Origin of the sequence: Granulicatella sp. HMSC31F03 (genome assembly GCF_001807725.1) — a bacterium.
In the GTDB taxonomy this organism is placed as follows: Bacteria; Bacillota; Bacilli; order Lactobacillales; family Aerococcaceae; genus Granulicatella; species Granulicatella adiacens.
The window spans coordinates 100,072-121,690 of sequence record NZ_KV790849.1; the positions used below are offsets into that span (position 1 = coordinate 100,072).

Annotated in this window: 19 protein-coding genes and 2 pseudogenes; 19 read left to right on the forward strand and 2 right to left on the reverse strand. The window is 40.3% G+C overall.

Features of this window, described 5'->3' with window-relative positions:
* From HMPREF3106_RS03080 to HMPREF3106_RS03100, 5 genes and pseudogenes are all read left to right on the forward strand, one after another.
* Window positions 1-1,172 (forward strand): annotated as a pseudogene (locus HMPREF3106_RS03080) (hypothetical protein); the annotation flags it as partial.
* A 140-nt stretch (window positions 1,173-1,312) separates the two neighbouring features.
* On the forward strand, window positions 1,313-2,203 hold the full coding sequence (gene rsgA, locus HMPREF3106_RS03085) for a ribosome small subunit-dependent GTPase A (RefSeq protein ID WP_070438644.1): 891 nt from the start codon (window positions 1,313-1,315) through the stop codon (window positions 2,201-2,203).
* Between the two features lie 16 nt (window positions 2,204-2,219).
* Entirely contained in the window at window positions 2,220-2,864 is a 645-nt protein-coding gene (gene rpe, locus HMPREF3106_RS03090) for a ribulose-phosphate 3-epimerase (protein ID WP_070444361.1), read from the forward strand.
* An 11-nt stretch (window positions 2,865-2,875) separates the two neighbouring features.
* Complete coding sequence (locus HMPREF3106_RS03095) at window positions 2,876-3,547, forward strand: thiamine diphosphokinase (protein WP_070444363.1); 672 nt, start codon at window positions 2,876-2,878, stop codon at window positions 3,545-3,547.
* Between the two features lie 106 nt (window positions 3,548-3,653).
* Entirely contained in the window at window positions 3,654-4,043 is a 390-nt protein-coding gene (locus HMPREF3106_RS03100; RefSeq protein ID WP_070444365.1) for a bleomycin resistance protein, read from the forward strand.
* A 772-nt stretch (window positions 4,044-4,815) separates the two neighbouring features.
* On the opposite strand, the gene rpmB is transcribed toward HMPREF3106_RS03100, so the two are convergent.
* Window positions 4,816-5,004, reverse strand: a complete 189-nt coding sequence (gene rpmB / locus HMPREF3106_RS03105; protein WP_006703478.1) for a 50S ribosomal protein L28 — start codon at window positions 5,002-5,004, stop codon at window positions 4,816-4,818.
* Between the two features lie 247 nt (window positions 5,005-5,251).
* On the opposite strand from rpmB, the gene HMPREF3106_RS03110 reads away from it, so the two are divergent.
* The 13 genes from HMPREF3106_RS03110 (at window position 5,252) to HMPREF3106_RS03170 (ending at window position 19,200) form a co-directional block, all read left to right on the forward strand.
* Complete coding sequence (locus HMPREF3106_RS03110) at window positions 5,252-5,614, forward strand: Asp23/Gls24 family envelope stress response protein (RefSeq protein WP_039849201.1); 363 nt, start codon at window positions 5,252-5,254, stop codon at window positions 5,612-5,614.
* Between the two features lie 37 nt (window positions 5,615-5,651).
* The gene (locus tag HMPREF3106_RS03115) at window positions 5,652-7,337 is read left to right on the forward strand and encodes a DAK2 domain-containing protein (protein WP_148129397.1); all 1,686 of its coding nucleotides are present in this window, start codon (window positions 5,652-5,654) and stop codon (window positions 7,335-7,337) included.
* A 954-nt stretch (window positions 7,338-8,291) separates the two neighbouring features.
* The gene (recG, locus tag HMPREF3106_RS03120) at window positions 8,292-10,343 is read left to right on the forward strand and encodes an ATP-dependent DNA helicase RecG (RefSeq protein ID WP_070444367.1); all 2,052 of its coding nucleotides are present in this window, start codon (window positions 8,292-8,294) and stop codon (window positions 10,341-10,343) included.
* Between the two features lie 36 nt (window positions 10,344-10,379).
* Complete coding sequence (gene plsX, locus HMPREF3106_RS03125) at window positions 10,380-11,387, forward strand: phosphate acyltransferase PlsX (RefSeq protein ID WP_049554499.1); 1,008 nt, start codon at window positions 10,380-10,382, stop codon at window positions 11,385-11,387.
* 152 nt (window positions 11,388-11,539) lie between these two features.
* Complete coding sequence (locus HMPREF3106_RS03130; RefSeq protein WP_049554498.1) at window positions 11,540-12,034, forward strand: Lrp/AsnC family transcriptional regulator; 495 nt, start codon at window positions 11,540-11,542, stop codon at window positions 12,032-12,034.
* Window positions 12,031-13,209, forward strand: coding sequence for a pyridoxal phosphate-dependent aminotransferase (locus tag HMPREF3106_RS03135; protein ID WP_049554497.1), 1,179 nt, complete (start codon window positions 12,031-12,033; stop codon window positions 13,207-13,209). The genes HMPREF3106_RS03130 and HMPREF3106_RS03135 overlap by 4 nt, the downstream gene beginning before the upstream one ends.
* Window positions 13,210-13,374: 165 nt before the next feature.
* Complete coding sequence (locus HMPREF3106_RS03140; protein ID WP_049554496.1) at window positions 13,375-13,653, forward strand: hypothetical protein; 279 nt, start codon at window positions 13,375-13,377, stop codon at window positions 13,651-13,653.
* A gap of 9 nt (window positions 13,654-13,662) precedes the next feature.
* Window positions 13,663-14,022 (forward strand): YbaN family protein, encoded by a 360-nt coding sequence (locus tag HMPREF3106_RS03145; protein ID WP_070444369.1) that lies wholly within the window; start codon window positions 13,663-13,665, stop codon window positions 14,020-14,022.
* An 11-nt stretch (window positions 14,023-14,033) separates the two neighbouring features.
* Complete coding sequence (locus HMPREF3106_RS03150) at window positions 14,034-14,288, forward strand: hypothetical protein (RefSeq protein WP_070444371.1); 255 nt, start codon at window positions 14,034-14,036, stop codon at window positions 14,286-14,288.
* Window positions 14,289-14,440: 152 nt separating this feature from the next.
* Entirely contained in the window at window positions 14,441-15,859 is a 1,419-nt protein-coding gene (locus HMPREF3106_RS03155) for a C69 family dipeptidase (protein ID WP_070438632.1), read from the forward strand.
* Between the two features lie 28 nt (window positions 15,860-15,887).
* Window positions 15,888-17,336, forward strand: a complete 1,449-nt coding sequence (locus HMPREF3106_RS03160) for an APC family permease (protein WP_070444373.1) — start codon at window positions 15,888-15,890, stop codon at window positions 17,334-17,336.
* Between the two features lie 138 nt (window positions 17,337-17,474).
* Window positions 17,475-18,491 (forward strand): glycosyltransferase family 2 protein, encoded by a 1,017-nt coding sequence (locus HMPREF3106_RS03165; RefSeq protein ID WP_070444375.1) that lies wholly within the window; start codon window positions 17,475-17,477, stop codon window positions 18,489-18,491.
* A gap of 193 nt (window positions 18,492-18,684) precedes the next feature.
* Window positions 18,685-19,200: a DUF308 domain-containing protein gene (locus tag HMPREF3106_RS03170; protein ID WP_049554491.1), complete on the forward strand. Its 516-nt coding sequence runs from the start codon at window positions 18,685-18,687 to the stop codon at window positions 19,198-19,200.
* A gap of 308 nt (window positions 19,201-19,508) precedes the next feature.
* Here HMPREF3106_RS03170 and HMPREF3106_RS03175 read toward each other — a convergent pair.
* Window positions 19,509-19,643 (reverse strand): annotated as a pseudogene (locus tag HMPREF3106_RS03175) (IS3 family transposase); the annotation flags it as partial.
* 651 nt (window positions 19,644-20,294) lie between these two features.
* Between HMPREF3106_RS03175 and glf the strand changes: the two are divergent.
* Window positions 20,295-21,404, forward strand: coding sequence for a UDP-galactopyranose mutase (gene glf / locus HMPREF3106_RS03180; protein WP_070444377.1), 1,110 nt, complete (start codon window positions 20,295-20,297; stop codon window positions 21,402-21,404).
* The last annotated feature ends 215 nt before the right edge of the window (window positions 21,405-21,619 follow it).

Sequence of the window (21,619 nt, forward strand, 5' to 3'; positions counted from 1 at the left end):
AAGGAGAGAAATATCACTTCAATAAACAGACGAAGACGGAAAACGGTATTACGACTCACTATTACGATTTAGTAACAGGCGATAAGCCTACGGTTGAGCCAAACGAAAAAGAAGAAAAAGCGGTGACCCGTTTTGTGACGCTTCAAGGCACACAAGAAGTCGAAGTAGCTCCAACTGTCGAAGGAACGCAAGCTGCGCCAACATTCTTACAAGGCGAAAAATACTACTTCAATAAACAAACGAAGACGGAAGATGGTATTACCACTCACTACTATGATTTAGTAACAGGCGACAAACCAGCTGTTGAACCAAACCAAAAAGAGGAAAAAGAGGTGACGCGCTTTGTGACGCTTCAAGACTCACAAGAGGTAGAAGTAGCGCCAACTGTTGAAGGAACTCAACCAGCACCAACGTTCTTACAAGGAGAGAAATATCACTTCAATAAACAAACGAAGACGGAAGATGGCATTACGACGCACTACTATGATTTAGTAACGGGAGAGAAGCCTACTGGTGACCCGAATGAATCTTCACCAAAAATCGTGACGCGTTTTGTAACGATTGAAAATGAACAAGAAGTGGAAGTAGCACCAACCGTTGAAGGCACTCAAGCTGCTCCAACCTTCTTACAAGGAGAGAAGTACTACTTCAGTAAGAAGACGAAAACGGAAGACGGCATCACAACTCATTACTATGATTTAGTGTTAGGGGCTAAGCCTTTAGAAGATCCAAATCGTAAGGAAGAGTTGAAAATCACTCGTTTTGTAACGGTTGAAAACAATCAAGAAGTAGAAATTGCGGAAACGGTCGTAGGAACGAAACCAGCTCCAACCTTCTTACAAGGTGAAAAATACTACTTTACGAAGCAAACAAAAGTAGAAGATGGGATTACAACCCACTATTACGAATTAGTCGTAGGTGAAAAACCAAAAGACGCGCCAAGTGTAGAGTTACCAGAAGGTGTGATTGGTGAGGTGCCAAATGATGCGCCAAGCTATGATCTTCCGGAGTTAACACTGCCACAAGATCCAGACAAAGTAGAAGAAGTTCCTAAGACTGAACTTCCACGAACTAGTGCCCAAGATTTACAAATATTCAATTTATTTGGATGGGCAATTGGACTTTCTGCTTTTGGACTCGTGTTTAAACGCTCTAAAAAGGCAAATCATTAATAGAATTCCCATAAGTTAGGCTCGTTTCTAACTTATGGGGTTCTTTTATTCTATGAGAAAGTGACGGTAAAATTTTACATCAATTGTAACGAGCGTTCAGAACCTTTATAATAGGAATAAATTACTTTTAAGGAGCACTTATGTCACAAGGAGTTATTATTAAAGCGTTGAGTGGATTTTATTACATTGAATCCGATGGAATAATTTATCAGACTCGTGCGCGTGGAGTTTTCCGCAAAAGAGGACAATCGCCTCTAGTAGGAGACGTGGTTGAATTTGAAAGTAGTAATCTTCAAGAGGGAACGCTCACGAAAATCCTACCACGAAAAAACACAATAGTCCGACCACCTGTAGCCAATGTCGATGTTGGCATTATTGTGATGTCTGCGGTTGAACCAGAATTTTCAACGCATCTCGTGGATCGATTCCTCGTATACCTTGAAGGATTACAGGTGCATCCAATCATCATGGTTACTAAGACCGATTTGTTAACAGCGCAAGGTTTAGAAAAGCTTGAAGACATCCGGAAACAGTATCAAAAAATCGGATACCCTGTCTTTTTTGGACAAGAAGTGATGAACGATAAAACTCCATTTTTGGAAGCTTTGAAAGGTCAGAAAGTGATTTTTCTTGGACAATCTGGAGTAGGGAAATCAACGCTTCTTAATGAAATGATTCCTGAATTAAACCAAGAAACGGGAGAGATTTCGAATGCGTTAGGGCGTGGGCGTCATACGACTCGTCACGTATCGCTTCATGAAATCGAAGGCGTATGGATTGCGGATACACCGGGATTCAGTACGGTTGATTTTATGGATATTGAAAAAGAAGACTTACCGCATTTATTCCCAGAGTTTGTCGAAGTAGAGCATGAATGTAAGTTCAGAGAGTGTTCGCACCAACATGAGCCAAACTGCGCTGTGATTGCAGCAGTGGAATCAGGAGACATTTGGCAAGAGCGATACGACCATTATTTGAGTTTCTATGAAGAACTGGACCAAAGAAAACCAGTATATAAACGAAAAAAGTAGATAGAGGAGATAGAACATGAAAGTAGCACCATCAATTTTAAGCGCAAATTTTGCAACATTAGGAGAAGACGTTAAGAAAGTCGAAAAATTAGGAGCAGACTGGATTCATATCGATGCCATGGACGGACAATTCGTTCCAAACTTAACATTAGGACCAAACATCGTTGAAGGATTACGTCCTGTAACTGATTTAGTATTAGACTGCCATTTAATGGTACAAAACCCAGAACGATTCATTCCACAATTCGCAAAAGCAGGAGCAGACTACATCTCTGTTCACGTGGAAGCAACTCCACATATCCACCGCGCGCTTCAAGCGATTAAAGCAGAAGGCGTAAAAGCAGGTGTCGTAATCAATCCAGGAACACCAGTGAGTGCCATCTCAGCAGTCTTAAGCGAAGTGGACTTAGTATTAGTAATGACAGTAAACCCAGGATTCGGCGGTCAATCATTCATTCCAGAAACATTGGATAAAGTGCGTGAATTAGTAGCGTTACGCGAAGAAAAAGGCTACCACTACTTAATCGAAGTAGACGGCGGAGTGAACGGCGAAACAGCAAAACTTTGCTCTGCAGCAGGGGTAGACGTTGCCGTTGCCGGTTCATATGTATACTACGCAGAAGATATCAAAGCTGCGATTGATTCAATCAAAGAAGCATAAGAGGGACGAAGATGGAAGTTGTGATTGTCTTGGGAGGACCAAACACTAAAGAGGACATCAAGGCGCTCTTAGAACATCGATACGGGAAAGTTTATGAAGACTTCCGTTTTGTCGGCGTCGACGGTGGAGCTCTTCGGTTATTAGACCAGCACCTTCTCATGGAAGTAGCGATTGGAGACTTTGATTCTGTCACAAAAGAACAGCGCGACTTGATTCATGAAGCAGCGGGCACTGTTGTCCAGCTCCCTTCTGAAAAAGACGACACTGATTTTGAGGCAGCCTTGCTATGGGTGAAGGAGCATTACGAAGGTGTACCGATTCACGTACTTGGTTCATTTGGCGGGCGCGTGGACCACGCGATTAGTACTTTATGGACGATGATGCGACCTGACTTAGCACCGCTTATTCCATACGTGGTATTCGAAGATGCAACGAATGTCGTTAATTTCATCCAGCCAGGCACATACACGATTGAAAAGATGGACTTTACGAAGTACCTTTCCTTTATTAGTATGACTCCTGTGGAAAATTTAACTCTACAAAATGTTAAATACACCCTCGATTCAAAAAGCTACGCGTACCCAGTGGCACTTGTCAGCAATGAATTTACAAGTGATAAGATGACCATCTCCTTTACAAAAGGACTTATCCTAGTCGCCCAAACCCGAGATCATTGGAGATAAAATAAAATATCGCACAATTAGGATGAATTACCTACACCAAAAAAGAAAAAATAATTAAATCCTTCACTTGTAGAGCTGGGAATTTATAATTTGTCGAGGAGGAAACATGAATTTTAATAGGATGATTCCTGAATTGTCAGTTTTTGATATTGAACGGACTAAAAAATTTTATAGAGAATTAAGATTTAAAATTGAATATGAACGTACTGAAGATAAATTTGTTTTCATGTCATTTCAAGATAGTCAGTTTATGTTTGAACAAATTCACGATGATGGTTGGAATATAGGTGAACTAGTATATCCATTAGGAAGAGGAATAAATTTTTCAATAGCTGTTGATGATATTGAAGAGCTTTATAAATTAGTGAATAATTTGAATATAGAATTATACAGAGAACTAACTAGAAACATATATCAAGTTAATGGGATAGAAGAAATGCAAATAGAGTTTTTAATACAAGATCCAAATGGGTATTTGTTGAGATTTACAAATTAACAAATACCAGTTTCAATGGTTGCAGAGGATAAAGCAACATATAATATAAAATAGAACAAAACATCGCACTGTTTCGTGCGATGTTTTTTCACAATCTTAGTTGAAATTCCAAAATTCACTTATAAGTGAATTTTGGAATTTTTTCGTTCACCGTTGTTTTCAATAATAGAGCCTCTATCATCCTTATTTTTAAGCTTTTTGTAGCGGATAAAACCTCAACAGACGGATAAATTTACAAATAATGAAAATAGATTTCTTTCCTTTGAGACTGCTTCAAACCTCTATCTTATAACCTTTTCACAAACTCCATTTTTTTGAAAAATAAATCAAAAAAATGCACACCCACCTAACTCCATGAGAAGCACCACCCATGGTCCCTTGGTTTCCTGGCATTAATCTCAGGTAAAGTAGAGTTGAAAAGAGTGGCGGATCCTAACTCTTTGGTTTATAAGAGGCTTGAAAAGAGCGAAAACTTCTAGAGACAGAAAAAGATATTTGAGGAAATAGCGGTTAGTGTAATGAATAAGTAACCAATGTGAATTATCAAGGCTTAGCGACTTGTCGCTTAGCCTTGGTTTGAAGCTTGGTAGGCGAGGAGACTTTAGGCTCCTGCCGGTACCATTACACTAAATTCCGCTATGCATTCCTTCAAATATCTTTGAATGTCTTTTAGCAGTTTCATTTATCTTTTCAAGCCTTCGGCTTATTTATTTTTAGAAAAACAAAAAGAGCTTAGGGATATCGCCTAAGCTCTTTTTAATAGTGCTCTGTATTAAACACGTTCTACTTTACCTGATTTTAATGCACGAGTTGAAACCCATACTTTTTTAGGTTTGCCGTCGATTAAAACACGAACTTTTTGTAAGTTTGGTTTCCAAGTACGGCGGTTAGCGTTCATAGCGTGAGAACGAGTGTTACCTGTTTCAGAACGACGTCCAGTGAAATAACATACTTTAGCCATTTTCATTCTCCTCCTTTATTTAATTCATTATCAGCTGATATAATTTTGAACTAAATCATATACTTAAATAATTTAGCATAGTTGAAGTAAGATTGCAAGTGAGTCGGTTATAGAGATTAACCCCTTTTTAAAAATTGATAAAAAGCTAGGTAATCGTGTAGGAATGTGATATTATAGTATAGAAATAATGTGTCAATCTGTCTAAAAATAGGCAGAAACCTTTATACATTCAATGGGAGGTATTCGTATGACAGTAAAAATTCAAACAGAAAATGGACAAATTGAACTGAGCAATGAAGTCATTGCAACGGTTGTTGGTGGAGCTGCAACAGACAACTATGGGGTCGTTGGGATGGCTAGCCGCAATCAAATTCGTGATAACTTAAATGATATCTTGAAGAAAGAAAACTTTTCTCGTGGCGTAGTAATCCGTCAAGAAGATGAAGGCGTTGCGGTTGATGTTTACATTATTGTTGGATACGGTACTAAAATTTCTGCGATTTGTAGAAATGTACAAGAACAAGTGAAATACAACTTAGAAACAATGTTAGGATTCTCTGCGAATACAGTGAATGTATATGTTCAAGGAGTTAAAATCATCGAAGCGTAATGCTTGTTGATTCTAGTCAGGAGGAAGTAAGAAAAATATGGCAACTATGAAAACTATTACGGCTCAAGATTTCCGCGCAATGGTAGAAATCGGTGAAATGCGTTTATCTGAAAATGCAGAATTCGTAAACTCATTAAACGTATTCCCAGTACCAGATGGAGACACAGGAACAAATATGATGCTCTCTTTCAAATCGGGTGCGGAGCGTGTTGCAAACTCTACAGCAACAACTGTAGGGGACTTAGCACAAGATTTAGCAAAAGGATTATTAATGGGTGCTCGTGGGAACTCAGGAGTTATCTTATCTCAATTATTCCGTGGATTCTCTAAAGCGGTTGTTGGGAAAGAGGTTATCACTGGTGAAGAATTAGCCCAAGCATTTACAAACGGTGTGGAAACAGCTTATAAAGCCGTTATGAAACCTGTTGAAGGAACCATCCTTACTGTTGCTCGTGAATCTGCAAAACGTGGTGTTCGCAAACTAGAAACTTCAAACGACATCATCGAAGTAATGGGTTCAGTGTTACGTGGAGCTGAAAAATCTTTAGCAAAAACTCCAGATTTACTACCAGTATTAAAAGAAGTAGGCGTAGTGGATTCAGGCGGTCAAGGTTTAGTATTCATTTACAACGGATTCTTCGAAGCATTAACAGGGGAAGCCGTTCCAGTTCAATCATTACAAAGCAATAAAATCGATTTAACTTCAGTGGCTCACCACGAATCAGGCGTTGACTACGAACATGTGTCAACTGGCGACATCAAATTCGGTTACTGTACTGAAATCATGGTGAAAATCGGTGAAGGTGAAACAGTCGTAGATACTTTTGACTACGATACTTTCCGTAACTACTTAAACGAACTTGGAGATTCTCTATTAGTAGTAGCAGACGATGAAATCATCAAAGTACACGTGCATACAGAGCGTCCAGGTGAAGTGATGAACTACGGACAACGCTTCGGTTCATTAATGAAAGTGAAAGTAGACAACATGCGTCTCCAACACGAAGAAGTGCTAAAAACAGACTACACTGCAAAGGTAAAAGAAGCAGCGCAAAAACAAAAAGCAGAATACGGAATCGTAGCGGTTGCTGCAGGTGAAGGTGTTCAAGAATTATTCAAGAGCATGGGTGTAACAACGATCATCAACGGTGGTCAAACCATGAACCCAAGTACGGAAGATATTCTTCAAGCTGTAAAAGAAGCGCATGCTGAAAAAGTCATCGTATTACCAAACAACAAAAACATTCAAATGGCTGCAAACCAAGCGGCTGAAGTATCAGAAGATGCTGCCGTTGCCGTTGTTGCAACTCGTACTATTTCAGAAGGATTAGCTTCATTATTAGCCTTCAACCCAGAAGCAAGCTTAGAAGATAACCAAGCTGCAATGAGCGAACAAATGGCGCTTGTATCAAGTGGTCAAATCACAAATGCAGTTCGCGATACAAACATTGATGGCGTTGAAATTAAAAAAGACGACTTCATGGGGATTGTTGACGGCAAGATTTTAGTAAGTATTGCGGACCGTAAGGAAGCAACTCTTGCGACAATCGATAAGATGATCGACGACGATTCAGAAATCCTAACAATCATCTATGGTGAAGACGCAGACGCAAGCGAAGTGGAAGAAATCACTGAAGCTGTAGAAGCGAAATACCCTGATGTAGAGGTTGAAGTCCACGAAGGAAACCAACCAGTATACACTTACTTATTATCTGTAGAATAATAAATTTAAAATAATCGAAAGACTAAAAAAGAGTACTAATATCCTTCCGGATATACTTTATAGTCATCATTAAAGCTGTAACGGGACAAGCCTTGGTCTTGTCCCTTTCGAGCCTCAAACAGATGCTAAGAAATAAATTTCCAAGCATCTGTAATTCGCATCGAATACTAGTCGCTATGATGATGACTATAGAATCCGGTAAGGATATTTTTGTACTCTTTTTTTACATAAGTAAATGTATATGGTGGCCGGGACTGCGAAGGGTGTGTGCTTTTCATGCGCAGTTTCCATTTCGATAGAATCCGTAAGTTTCTCCGTCTTTCGCTTTTTCGTCTAATAATAAGTAAGTGTAACTGGTTGGGTTTCGTGCTCACATCAGGGTATTTCGCTTTGATAGAGAGTGCTTTCTAAATTACGCTTGCTTCTGAGTCTTCACTCGCCTCCAAATGGGAAAAAGGGAACTGAGTGAGTGCTCCTCAAGAATCGTAGTGCTGCAAGGGCAAGCTCTGTATTTGGTGGGACGCACATATAAAATCCCTGTACTGTAACGGTCAAGGAGAGAGGAAGGAAAGTTGAAGGAGCGAAGATTCTTTTTGGCTTTACTCGATGTAGACTGGGAAAACTGCACTTTGTGGAATGCACATCAAAACTCCCTGCACTGTAAAGGGTGAGGAGGGAGGAAGGAAAGTTTAAGGAGTGAAGTCTCTTTAGGATTTCATCGGAATCACAGTACCGAGTAAGCAACCAATGTGAATTAGCGAGGTTTAGGAATTTATTCCTTAGCCTCGCTTTGAAGCTTGGTAACCCTGAGACGAAGACTCAGGGAGGTGCCGGATTTGTGATACCGATGAATAAATCCTAAAGAGAATCTTCACGACTGTTGGAACTTTCCTTCCCCTTGACGATTAAACGGAACTTGAATTACACTTATTAAAGTAGAAAGGATGTGATTGGATGAGTGAAGTCTTTCAAAGTGTGCAAGTCTTGCCGGGCGTTGGACCAAAACGATTAGAGCCATTAGCAGAACTTGGCATCGAGACGGTCTATGACCTATTAACGCATTTTCCGTTTCGTTATGAAGATATTCAAATTCGTGATGTGCAAACGATTATGGATCAAGAAAAAGTCACGCTTAAAGGGCTTGTGGCGACGCAACCGGTTGTGAGCTACTACGGCTTCAAGAAGAATCGATTGGCGTTTCGCATGGCGATTGAAAAGCAAGTCATCCAAGTCGCGTTCTTTAATCAGCCGTATTTAAAAGATAAAATTGTTCAAGGTGAAGAGATTGCCATCTATGGAAAATGGGATGCAAAGCGAACGACGTTGATGGGGATGAAAATCTTATCGAACCGAAATGTGGAGGATGAAGAAGGGGACCAAGTTGAGGCGGTTTATCGCACGAATAAATCGTTGAAGCAGGCGACGATTCTAAAACTCGTTCAAACGGCGATGGAGCGTTTTGAAGATAAAATTCCAGAAGTATTGCCGAAAGAGTTGACGGCGTCGCACCACTTGATGGGGCATAGAGATGCTGTACGGGCAATGCATTTTCCAAAAGATGAACTGGAAAGACAGAGTGCGCAGTATCAGCTCGTCTACCAGGAACTCTTCTTATATCAACTGCGCTTGCAATGGATGCGTCAGAAGCGCCACCAGCAAACAAAAGGGCAAGCGGTACTGTATGATAATGCCACGCTGAAGACGTTTATTCAGACATTGCCGTTTGAACTCACAGATGGGCAAAAGAAAGTCGTGAATGAGATTTGCTTTGACCTACGTGCGCCTTACGAGATGAATCGTCTCTTACAGGGGGATGTAGGGAGCGGGAAGACGATTGTAGCAACGATTGCCATGGTCGCAACGGCTCTAACAGGAAAGCAAGCAGCCCTCATGGTTCCGACAGAAATACTAGCGGAACAACATATGCTGACGATTGAAAAATTAATTCAGGGGACATCTTTGAAAGCAGTGTTGTTAACCGGAAGTATGAATCGTTCGCAGAAGAAGCGAAAAGAGTTACTCGCAACGATTGAGAGTGGGGAGGCAAACCTTGTAATCGGGACACATGCCTTGTTCCAACAAGATGTGAACTTTAAAGACTTAGCTTTTGTCGTGATCGACGAACAGCATCGCTTCGGGGTGCAGCAACGTCAGGCGCTCGCTGGAAAAGGTGCAGGCGTGAACGTGCTTCAAATGACGGCAACGCCAATTCCTAGAACACTTGCGATTACGGCCTTTGGGGAAATGGATATATCTATCCTTGGGGAGATTCCTCGTGGTCGTCAGCCAATCAAAACGACTTGGGTTCGTGAGCAAGAAATGGAACAAATTTTTGACTTCGTGGAGCGACAAATTCAAAAAGGGCGCCAAGCCTATATGATTTCACCTTTAATCGAAGAGTCGGAACATCTTGATGTGCAAAACGCCGAAGAGATTTACCGCATGATTTCAGCGCATTTCTCAGACCGCGTCAAAGTGGGACTCCTGCACGGGAAAATGCCAGCTGACGAAAAAGAAGCGGTGATGGCGGACTTCAAAGCCAATAAACTACAAGTGCTCGTCTCTACAACGGTCATCGAAGTTGGGGTGGACGTGCCAAATGCTACGGTGATGGTCATTCTGGATGCGGACCGATTTGGATTAGCGCAACTACATCAATTGCGTGGACGTGTTGGTCGTGGACAACATGCTTCAACGTGTATTCTAGTGGCAAGTCCAAAAACCGAAAATGGGAAAGAGCGCATGCGCATTATGTGCGAGTCGACAGATGGATTTTATCTCAGTCAAAAAGACTTGGAACTACGCGGTTCTGGGGATGTATTTGGCGTGAAACAGTCCGGTATTCCAGACTTTAAGATTGCCGATTTAATACGAGATTATGATATACTAGAACAAGCACGTAAAGATGCAATCCTTTATGCCTCGGAAGATCCAGCAGGAGAAAAAGCCGAGACGAAACGCATGAAGGCATTTATCGAACAAACAACGAAAGAAATCAATGGATAACTTCATGGCCACGTGGCTAGAAGAGGAGGAACAACAATGGTAAGAATTGCAGTAGACGCGATGGGTGGAGATAACGCTCCTAAAGAAATCGTCCAAGGGGTCGTCCTTGCAGCAAAGGAAATGCCAACTGTCGAGTTTCAATTATATGGAGACGAAGCAAAAGTGAATGCATGCTTGGAGGAATCCCTTCCAAATATTCGTGTGATTCACTGTTCAGAAAAAATCAACTCTGATGACGAACCGGTTAAAGCGATTCGTTCGAAGAAAGATGCTTCAATGGTCGTTGCAGCTAAAGCAGTCAAAGAAGGAGAAGCAGATGCGCTCTTCTCTTGCGGAAATACAGGGGCTCTTCTAACGGCTGGTTTATTAGTGGTTGGCCGTATTAAAGGAATCGACCGTCCAGGACTGATGCCAGTGTTGCCTGTTCTTGGAAAAGACAACCGTCAATTTATTATGATGGACGTAGGTGCGAACGCGGAATGTAAACCGAAAAATGTTCACCAATTCGGTATTCTAGGAAGCTATTATTCAAAATACGTTCTTGGTTACGAAAACCCAACAGTCGGCTTATTAAATAATGGAGCTGAAGAAGGAAAAGGGAACGAACTCGCAAAAGAAGTTTACGGACTCTTGAAAGAAGATGATAGCTTAAACTTCGTTGGGAACGTGGAAGCTCGTGACATCTTAACAGGTGCTGCGGATGTCGTGGTGACAGACGGATTTACTGGAAACGCCGTATTGAAAACAATCGAAGGAACAGCGCTTGCGATGATGGGTCTTCTAAAAGAAGGAATCAAGGGGCAAGGAATCCAAGGAAAACTTGGAGCGCTCTTACTCAAGAATACCTTCTACGGATTAAAGAATACATTGGACTACTCACAATTTGGGGGTGCGGTGCTCTTTGGTCTTAAAGGAGCAGTTGTGAAATCACACGGTTCTTCAAAATCAGACAGCGTGTACCATGCCATGAAACAAATCGACACAATCGTATCCAGTGGAGTTATCAACGACTTAGTAGCTCACTTTGAACAAACAGCGGAATAAAGAATGAAGCTCTCTTTCAGATTGGAAGAGAGCTTTTTTATAGAAAATTATAAATTTCATAAAACTGCAATAAATTCTTAGGAATTCTCACAAAAAAAGGGTACAATGGGAAAGTACAAAATGTTGCAAGTGCAACTAAAGGAGGAAAGTCTATGTTCAAAGAAGTGAACGAGCAAATTTTAAAATTAATTGAGAAAAATAGTCGTTTAACTCCAGAAGAAATTGCCTCTCTATTAGAAATGGATGTGGAAGAAGTCACACGCCGTATTAAAGAGATGGAAGAAGCTAAAATTATTTGTGGCTACCATACATTAATCAACTGGGAAAAAACTGATAACGTCAATGTTTCAGCGATTATCGAATTAAAAGTAAATCCTCAAAAAGGGAAAGGATTCGACCGTATTGCAGAAAAAATCTATCATTTCCCAGAAGTAGAAGCAGTGTACTTGATGTCTGGTGGATACGATTTTATGGTGCAATTAAAGAAAGCACCAATGCGTGAAATCGCAAACTTCGTATCTTCACGTCTTTCAGTGATTGAAGAAGTACAATCTACAAAAACACATGTTGTATTAAAACAATACAAAGATCACGGCACTATGTTTGTCGGTAAAGCAGATGATAAACGTCAGGTGGTTACTCCATGAATTTAGAAAATATGTTAAATAATAAAATTAAGGACTTGAAACCTTCAGGGATTCGTCGTTTCTTTGATATGGCGAGTGAATACAAGGATATTGTTTCACTAGGGGTTGGAGAGCCTGATTTTGATACGCCTTGGCATATTCGTCAAGAAGCGATTAAAGCGTTGCAAGAAGGCCGTACATTCTATACAGCCAATGCAGGGTTAAAAGAGCTTCGTGAAGAAGTATGTATCTTTACAGAAGGTCGTCATGGGGTAAAATACGATCCAATGCATGAATGTGTCATCACTGTTGGTGGAAGTGAAGCCGTTGATATTTCAATGCGTGTGCTTTTAAACCCAGGGGATGAAGTGATTATTTGTGACCCAGGGTATGTTTCTTATGTCCCAGCGGTTACAATGGCCGATGGAACTCCAGTGATTCTTCCGTTAAAAGAGGAAAATCAATTCCGTTTAACACCTGAAGATTTAGAAGCAGTGATTACACCGAAGACAAAAGCGATTCTAATGAACTTCCCGAATAACCCAACTGGGGCAATTATGGAACGTGAAGATTTAGAAGCGGTTTGTGATGTATTAAAACGTCATGATATTATCGTTGTTTCAGACGAATTATATGGAGAATTAACTTACACTGGAAAACCTCACGTATCCGTTGTGGAAATTGAGGGTATGCGCGATCGTACAATTTTAATCGGAGGATTCTCAAAAGCATTTGCGATGACGGGATGGAGACTGGGGTATGCTTTAGCTCCAGAGCCAATTATGGAACAAATGTATAAAATTCACCAATTTGCGATTATGTCAGCTCCAACTCTTAGCCAATATGCGGGTGTGGATGCCCTTCGTAATTCTGAAGAAGACATTGTTGAGATGCGCGAAAGCTACAACCAACGTCGCCGTTACTTGGTGAAACGTTTCAAAGACTTAGGGATTCCTTGCTTTGAGCCATTTGGAGCTTTCTACATCTTCCCAAACATTTCTCAATTCGGATTAAGTTCAGAAGAATTTGCTATGCGCTTGGTAGAAGAAGAACGTTTAGCCGTTGTTCCAGGAACCGCTTTTGGGGAATCTGGTGAAGGCTTTCTACGTATTTCTTATGCATATTCGATTGAAGATTTGAAGACAGCGTTAGATCGCATCGAGCACTTCATTACGAAATTAAGAAATGAAAAATAGAGATTAAAATGAGGTACAACTACACCACTTTTGGAGTCGTTTAAATCGATTCCCAAAGAGGCGTAGTTGTATTTTTAATTTTGATTAAAATATGATTAAAATTTAATTGATAAAAGAATGATCCTATGCTACACTATGCTTACTTAAGAGGAAAGGAGACCATGCTTGAAAGAACGTTTTACAAAGTTTATTGATACCATAATTGCTCTCGATAAAGGCGATCATACATTAACGGACAAACAATGGATGAAAAAGCAAAAATGGATGTTCGTCTTGAAGTTGTTTTGGGTGATTGTGCTAGTAGCGACCTTTCTTCTAGCCGTTAATGTCTCCGTGAGTTACTTTGTTTATTTCTTCTATTTTGCTGGAGTTCTCTATGTACTCACTAAAGTACTCGAGTTTTGTATCCAACGAAGAATGACACAATTAGCTAAGGAGGAATAGAACAATCCAATGAGAATTATTTATTTTGTGATAGCTTGGGTTTCATTAGCAATAGGGTTATTAGGAATTGTCCTTCCGGTACTTCCAACAACTCCCTTTCTTTTGTTAACCGTATTTTGTTTCTCAAAGAGTTCAAGGCGCTTTGAAGAATGGTTTCAAAAAACTAAGTTATACCAGCTTTATGTCGCAGATTACCGCGAAACGAAGTCAATTGCGCGTAGTCGTAAAAAGAAAATTATTGTTTATATCTATATTTTAATGGCCATTTCTATTTACTTCGCTCCAATTATTTGGGTGAAAATTGGACTTGGCGCGTTGACAGTGTTTATTACTTACTATCTATTTTGGGTGATTCCGGATAAAAAGTAGGAGGGATTCAGATGGTTGAGAAGTTTAAAGCGTTAATAGAAGATTATAAAGTGACAAGAAATGAAAACGAAGATTTTGTCTGGTGGTACGTCCAACGAGTAGCGCCCTTTAATTTACGCTACGTAATTGCAGCGGTGTTAGTGCTATGTATAGCGGCTATTTATTTGAATATTAAATACGTGCTCACAACGGTGCTCGTCTTATGGGTGATTGCCGCGACGATTACCATCGCAGAATGGGTTTATCGAAAACGAAAACAAAAATAGAAGATACAAAAGAATCTAGTTTACGCTAGGTTCTTTTTTTACCTATCATTAGGAAGAAAATAAGGATAAATAATAGAGAGGAGCCCTTTGAGAAAAAGTGCGAATAGGGCTATAATTTAAGTGTAGAAATAAAGTAAATGGAGGTAATTGTTATGAGATTTGACCAAGAACATGATTCATGTACAACCATTCTTGTTGGCAAGAAAGCTAGCTATGACGGTTCCACGCTTGTAGCCCGTACGGAAGATTCATGTAATGGAGAGTTTACTCCAAAGAAATTCATTGTCGTACGTCCCCAAGACCAACCACGTCACTATAAATCCGTGATTTCAGGATTTGAAACAGACTTACCGGATAACCCAGTTCGCTATACAGCCATGCCAAACGCCATCAATAATGAAGGGATTTGGGGAGCTGCTGGGATTAACGCCTATAATGTTGCTGTCAGTGCCACCGAAACGATTTCGACCAATCCACGTGTATTAGGAGCCGACCCACTTGTGGAAACAGGAATTGGGGAAGAAGACATCTTCACGCTCGTATTACCTTATATTATAACGGCGCGCGAAGGTGTCGAACGCCTAGGACATTTCCTGGAAACGGCAGGAACATACGAGTCAAATGGGATTGCGATTTCTGATGTGAATGAAATTTGGTGGTTAGAATCTATCGGGGGACATCACTGGATGGCACGCCGCGTACCCGATGATGCGTATGTCGTAAATCCAAACCAACTCGGCAGCGATTTCTTTGATTTTGAAGATAAAGAAAACTTCATGTGTGACCCTGATTTGAAAGACTTTATGATTCGTCACCACTTGAACTTGAACTTTGACGGAGAATCATTCAATCCACGTTACGCATTCGGTTCACAACGAGATAAAGACCGCTTGTATAATACGCCTCGTGCTTGGGATATTCAACGCATGTTTAACCCTGAAGTGGAACAATCTCCAACAAGCTTTGAAATCCCTTGGGCACGTGTTCCTTATCGCAAAATTACGGTCGAAGATGTGAAAGAATCGATGAGTACGCATTACCAATTTACACCATATGATCCTTATGGGAACTTAGGCGATGGAAAGAGCAATCGTCGTTTCCGTACGGTAGGAATTAATCGTACGAGTCAAACGGCGATTCTACAAATTCGTCCAAATCGTCCGCATGATACAACAGGAATTCAATGGGTCTCTTATGGGTCAATGCCTTTTACGACGGCCGTTCCTTTCTTTACGCAAGTGGAAACAACTCCAGCGTACTTTGCCAACACTACCGCGAAGGTTTCAACGGATTCCTTCTACTGGTCAAGCCGATTAATTGCAGGACTTGCGGATGCGCATTACTTGGAACATCAAGCGGATATTGAAAGTTATCAAAAACATACATTGTCTCGTGGAGAAGCCATGATTGCCCAAGTAGATGCTCGTCTTGAAAAAGGAGAAGTAGTCGACTTCGAAGCGGAAAATCAACAAATGAGTGATTATATCGAAGAGAAGACAGCTGCATTACTCGATAAAGTATTGCTTCGTGCAAGTAATTTAATGGTCAACCACTATTCAGTGAGTGATTAATGGCAGGTTGGGTTTAGGAGGTTAGAACATGGAAGAAAAAAATGAAAAACAACTGAGTTGGCTGATGATAGCTCTCATTGCATTTAATTTTGTATGGGGGCTCGGGAACGTTGTCAATAACTTCGCCCAACAAGGGATTGTAGTCATTACATCGTGGTTGATTATTTTAGTGATTTACTTTATTCCGTATTCATTGATGGTTGGACAACTTGGTTCAACTTTCCAAGATAGTGAAGGGGGCGTCAGTGACTGGATTAAACATACGTCCACAAAGAAACTGGCTTATTTTGCCGCATGGACATTTTGGGTGGTTCAGATTCCTTATTTAGCGCAAAAACCACAGACGATTTTGATTGCGCTTGGTTGGGTATTCCAAGGACACTCAGGAATTGTGGATGAACTTCCGATTCCGCTACTCGTTACGGTCTGCCTAGCATTCTTTCTTTTCATCCTTTATGTTTCAACGAAAGGAATTCGGGTATTGAAATTCTTAGGAACAGTTGCGGGGAGTGCGATGTTTGTCATGTCTATTTTGTTCATCCTATTAGCCGTGGGTGTTCCACTCATTAAACCGGATTTACAACTAGCGACTGCGAATATGGATAAGCTTGAAACGTATATTCCAAAATTTGATTTCTCCTATTTTACAACGATTGCGCTTCTTGTTTTCTCAGTCGGTGGAGCGGAGTCTATGTCTCCTTATGTTCGTAAGGTAAAAAATCCAACGAAGGAATTTCCAAAAGGAATGATTGCAATGGCTGTCATGGTGGGGATTTGTGCGGTCTTTGGATCCTTTGCGATGGGAATGATTTTTGATAGCAACAATATTCCTCAGGACTTGATGAGAAATGGGGCCTACCAAGCGTTTGCGGTACTTGGAAAGCATTGGAATATTGGGAATGTTCTTGTCACGATTTACGCATTGACGCAATTTATCGGACAAACAGCGACATTGGCACTCTCTATTGATGCGCCACTTCAAATCTTCCTTGGTAGTGCTGACAAAGAATATGTTCCTCGCTGGCTTCGTACACGCACAAAGAACGGAACATTAAAGAATGGATACTTACTTACAGGAATTTTAACAGGTGCACTCATTATCATGCCAGCACTAGGGCTTAAGGAAATTGATACAGTGGTAGTATGGATGACAAACTTGAACGCCATCGTATCCCCAATGTGCTTCTTGTGGGTATTTGTCGCCTTTATGTTCTTGTATCGTCATTGGGACAGATATAAAAATGCCGAATATAAATACATTAGCAATAAGACACTCGGATTCTTAATGGGCCTCTGGGGCTTTGCTTTCACCGCATTTGCATGTATTCTCGGAATGGTACCACAAGTAGATTATGCGCAAAATCCATCTGAATGGTGGTTTGTCTTAATTTCAAATATCATTATGCCATTTGCGCTTCTTGGACTCGGACTCATTCTTCCATGGATTGCACGAAGAGAACAAAAACAACATGCATAAAAATGAGTCTTAAAAAGTCCTCCTTCTACAAAAGGAGGGCTTTATTTTTTTAAATGTAATAGGGTGTCTAACTGACAATTTTACCGAAAAATGGTATAGTAATGAAGATAAATTTACTTGAAACGAGAGGTGCACCCCATGAAATTATTAACCGTTGCAGTCCCTTGCTACAACTCTCAAGAATATATGCATTATTGTATCCAAACACTCCTTTCTGGTGGGGAAGAAGTCGAAATTTTAATCATTAACGATGGTTCTAAAGACGATACTGCTCGCATCGCTGACCAATATGCAGCTGCTTATCCAACGATTATCCGAGCGATCCATCAAGAAAATAAAGGACATGGTGGAGCTGTGAATACAGGGATGGCGAATGCAACAGGGAAGTACTTCAAAGTGGTCGATAGTGACGACTGGGTAGATGTGCGTGCTTATTTAAAAATCATAGAACAATTACAACGCTTCGAAGAAACTGGAGAAGAAGTAGATGTGTTCATTACGAACTTCGTCTATGAAAAAGAAGGCGCGAAAACGAAGAAAATCATGCGTTACACTTCCGCATTCCCTGAAAATCAAGTGTTTACTTGGGATGATGCTAAGTCATTAAAACGCGGGAAATACATGATGATGCATTCGCTCATTTACAATATGAAGTTGCTTCGTAAATCAGGCTTACAACTGCCAGAGCATACGTTCTACGTGGATAATTTATTTGTCTTCGTACCGCTTCAATATAGCAAGACCTTATTCTATATGAACGTGGACTTCTACCGCTACTTTATCGGACGTGAAGATCAATCCGTGAACGAAAAAGTGATGATTAGCCGTATCGACCAACAAATCCGCGTGAATGAACTATTGATGGCGAATTACCATAGCGATAGGCAATTTCCAACCGTCTTGAAGAACTACTTAATAAACCACTTAGAGATTACAACGGTGATTTCTTGTGCGTTACTCAATAAGGGTGGCCAAGTAGAGCATCAAGAGAAGAAGGAAGCCTTACTTGCTGATTTAAAAGAAGCGAATCCAGAAGTTTTCCAACTCATTAGCAAAAATGTGGTCAGTAAAATTGCGATGTCCAAAAATAAACCGGGACAAGTTCTGTCAAACGGAATTTACACCGTCACACAACGATTCTTTGGATTTAACTAAATAGAGTTTCGAACTACCAGGCATGAAGTGCACCCTAAAAGTTAGATTTTCTGTCTACCTTACATAAGCCGGTGGATATTTATTGCAAATCAGACTGAAAGTTCCAAATTCTCTATTTATTTTATTGATATTTCTTATCAGAAGATGTATGATATTTTATATATTTAAACTATACTATATCGGAGGTATTGGTATGAAATTTTCTAATCGTTTATTGTTGTTCCTTACAGGAGTTGTTTTTGTCTTTTTAGGACTTTTGCTATTTACAAACCCAGTAGCTAATCTTGTTGCTTACAGCTGGTGGATTGCATTTGGTTTACTGGTTTCTTCTATAGCAGCTATTTTAGGCTATTTCTCTGCACCAAAAGAGCTTCGCTCACCTGTTTATCTTTTCCAAGGGATTGTTAATCTTCTCTTAGCTCTTTACCTCGTGGCTTATGGCTTTGTGACCCTGCCGGTCGTCATTCCGACCATTGTAGGAATTTGGTTAATTGTAGAAGCCATTATTGCTTTCTTTAAAGGCAATCGTCTAGGATTGATTTTCCCTATTATTGGTAGCAATATCACGTGGGTAGCCTTGCTTGCATTTTTACTAGGTCTAGTGATTCTGTTCAATCCAGTGGCTACAGGTGTCTTTGTCGTTTATGTCATTGCCTTTTCATTTTTAGTTACTGGCTTCACCTACATTATTGAGGCCTTTCGTAAATAGTCTAGTTGCTATTTCTATCGCATTCAAAAAAGCTGGGAAATCATATTCTCAGCTTTTTCGTCTCTTTAATTATCACTTTTTCGCATTCCATTCTGCGTAGAATTGCTCCAAGTATTCTTCCAAAAAGTGATGGCATAGTGCTCTAGCATTCGATAAGTTGCAATAATAACCGGTCGAGAACGGGGCATCGACTCAATCATACCGAAAATAAAAGAGCGAATGTTATCTGCAAAAAGAAAGCTTAGATTCTTTGCGATTTCAACAAAAAAAGCACTGTTTGTTCTGACCACAAAAGTTAAACAAATAATTTAAGTGAAGGATTTAGTTCTGTATTGCACAGGACTAAGTCCTTTTAGTTTTACCTTAATTCGTTTGTTGTTGTAGTAATCAATGTAGTCAACAATAGCTTGTTCCAATTGGTTAAGTGCCTTAAATGTTTTCTCATCTATGTCAGTCATCATGATGACCAAATTCACGCGCGCTATCCTTTCTTGCTCTACATCATTGCTCTTGCGACATTCATCAATATCATTACAGCGATATCTAATATCATTCGTATCCGGAAATTTCATTCTCCAGAGCTCAAATCTAGTAAAAATATCAGTTTTGCTTCCTCTCTCTTTTCTATCTTTTTCTTGCAAACCATGATGATGAAAGAGCATGGAAGTGCCGATATTCCTCAAAAAATTGCTTTTATGAATATCACTTTGGGAAGTGTCGTTTTCTGCGTACTCGTCATTATTGGCGCCTATATGATTGTAAAATCAAGAAAAGCAAAGCGAAATTTATAAAGTGTGAAAAGGAGTGAAAACTTTCTTTTTTCTAATTAAAATAGCGGAACAATTAGAATTGGAAGATCCGTTTACAGGAAAATATAAATAGGTGCTCGTCGCAGGCCACACGAGCGCCTTGAGGCGTCGCTCTGAGATCAGAGCTATGCCCGAAATTGAAAAGCCACCCGCTAAGCCACTGGATATTTATTATGGGAGAAATTATCATATATGATAATTTCGCAAAGTGTGCTTCATCGATTTGGTTCGCCTTGAGGGTCCATGATATAATAAACAAGATAATACAAGAAATGGAGAAACGACATGAAACCATTTGATTACATCGTTGTGGGTGCTGGATTATTCGGTGCGACCTTTGCGCATGAAGCAGCGACACGCGGTTATAAAGTAAAAGTGATTGAGAAGAGAAATCATATTGCGGGGAATATTTATACAAAAGAAGTGGAAGGCATTCAAGTGCACGAATACGGTGCGCATATTTTCCACACGAGCGACAAGAAGATTTGGGATTACGTGCATCAGTTTGCGACATTTAATCGCTATACCAATACTCCAGTTGCCAACTTCAACGGAGAAATCTACAACTTGCCCTTTAACATGAATACTTTCAATAAATTATGGGGTGTGGTGACGCCACAAGAAGCCGAAGCGAAAATTGCTGAACAGCGTGCGGTACTCGGGGACAAAGAGCCTGAAAACTTAGAAGAGCAGGCGATTTCTCTTGTTGGGGAAGATATTTACTACAAGCTCATCAAGGGCTATACGGAGAAACAATGGGGACGTTCGGCTACAGAATTACCAGCATTTATCATTCGCCGCTTGCCGGTTCGTTACACTTACGATAACAACTATTTTAACGATACGTACCAAGGGATTCCGATTGGTGGCTATACGAAGATGATTGAAGCCATGCTGGACCATGAGAATATCGAAGTCGAGTTGAATGTTGATTTCTTTGCGAAAAAAGATGAGTACTTGAATAGTGGTGCCAAAATCGTCTTCACGGGAATGATTGATGAGTTCTTCGATTATGAACTAGGCACATTAGAATACCGTTCGCTCCGTTTTGAAACAGAAGTCGTGGGCGTGGAGAACTATCAAGGAAATGCGGTAGTAAACTATACAGACCGCGAAACGCCATACACTCGTATCATCGAGCATAAGCATTTCGAGTTTGGCACGCAGCCCAAAACGGTGATTACGCGTGAGTATCCTGCCGATTGGAAGGTGGGCGACGAGCCTTATTACCCAGTGAATAATCAAGTTAACAACGACTTATATGCGCAGTATAAGAAATTAGCACAGACGGTTCCGCAAGTCATCTTCGGTGGACGACTTGGACAGTATCGTTATTACGATATGCATCAAGTCATCGCCGCTGCACTAGAAACCGTTAAACATGAATTTGAGTAAATGAAGAAACACCCTATATGAAATATAGGGTGTTTTTGTGTTGTGATGGTTATTTGATTCCTTCGAATCCTAGCGGATTTTATCATAACTACAATAATGGGGTACCGGTTCGAGCCTGTAGTCTCTCACCTTTAAAGCTTCAAAAAGGGCGTAAGGAATAAATCCCTACGCCCTCTAATGAATCTTTAATACGATTTCCCATTATTGTGGCTATG

Coding starts and splice junctions, on each gene's coding strand:
- rsgA (WP_070438644.1), top strand. CDS start 1,313: ATGTCACAAGGAGTTATTATTAAAGCGTTGAGTGGATTTTATTACATT.
- rpe (WP_070444361.1), top strand. CDS start 2,220: ATGAAAGTAGCACCATCAATTTTAAGCGCAAATTTTGCAACATTAGGA.
- HMPREF3106_RS03095 (WP_070444363.1), top strand. CDS start 2,876: ATGGAAGTTGTGATTGTCTTGGGAGGACCAAACACTAAAGAGGACATC.
- HMPREF3106_RS03100 (WP_070444365.1), top strand. CDS start 3,654: ATGAATTTTAATAGGATGATTCCTGAATTGTCAGTTTTTGATATTGAA.
- rpmB (WP_006703478.1), bottom strand. CDS start 5,004: ATGGCTAAAGTATGTTATTTCACTGGACGTCGTTCTGAAACAGGTAAC.
- HMPREF3106_RS03110 (WP_039849201.1), top strand. CDS start 5,252: ATGACAGTAAAAATTCAAACAGAAAATGGACAAATTGAACTGAGCAAT.
- HMPREF3106_RS03115 (WP_148129397.1), top strand. CDS start 5,652: ATGGCAACTATGAAAACTATTACGGCTCAAGATTTCCGCGCAATGGTA.
- recG (WP_070444367.1), top strand. CDS start 8,292: ATGAGTGAAGTCTTTCAAAGTGTGCAAGTCTTGCCGGGCGTTGGACCA.
- plsX (WP_049554499.1), top strand. CDS start 10,380: ATGGTAAGAATTGCAGTAGACGCGATGGGTGGAGATAACGCTCCTAAA.
- HMPREF3106_RS03130 (WP_049554498.1), top strand. CDS start 11,540: ATGTTCAAAGAAGTGAACGAGCAAATTTTAAAATTAATTGAGAAAAAT.
- HMPREF3106_RS03135 (WP_049554497.1), top strand. CDS start 12,031: ATGAATTTAGAAAATATGTTAAATAATAAAATTAAGGACTTGAAACCT.
- HMPREF3106_RS03145 (WP_070444369.1), top strand. CDS start 13,663: ATGAGAATTATTTATTTTGTGATAGCTTGGGTTTCATTAGCAATAGGG.
- HMPREF3106_RS03150 (WP_070444371.1), top strand. CDS start 14,034: ATGGTTGAGAAGTTTAAAGCGTTAATAGAAGATTATAAAGTGACAAGA.
- HMPREF3106_RS03155 (WP_070438632.1), top strand. CDS start 14,441: ATGAGATTTGACCAAGAACATGATTCATGTACAACCATTCTTGTTGGC.
- HMPREF3106_RS03160 (WP_070444373.1), top strand. CDS start 15,888: ATGGAAGAAAAAAATGAAAAACAACTGAGTTGGCTGATGATAGCTCTC.
- HMPREF3106_RS03165 (WP_070444375.1), top strand. CDS start 17,475: ATGAAATTATTAACCGTTGCAGTCCCTTGCTACAACTCTCAAGAATAT.
- HMPREF3106_RS03170 (WP_049554491.1), top strand. CDS start 18,685: ATGAAATTTTCTAATCGTTTATTGTTGTTCCTTACAGGAGTTGTTTTT.
- glf (WP_070444377.1), top strand. CDS start 20,295: ATGAAACCATTTGATTACATCGTTGTGGGTGCTGGATTATTCGGTGCG.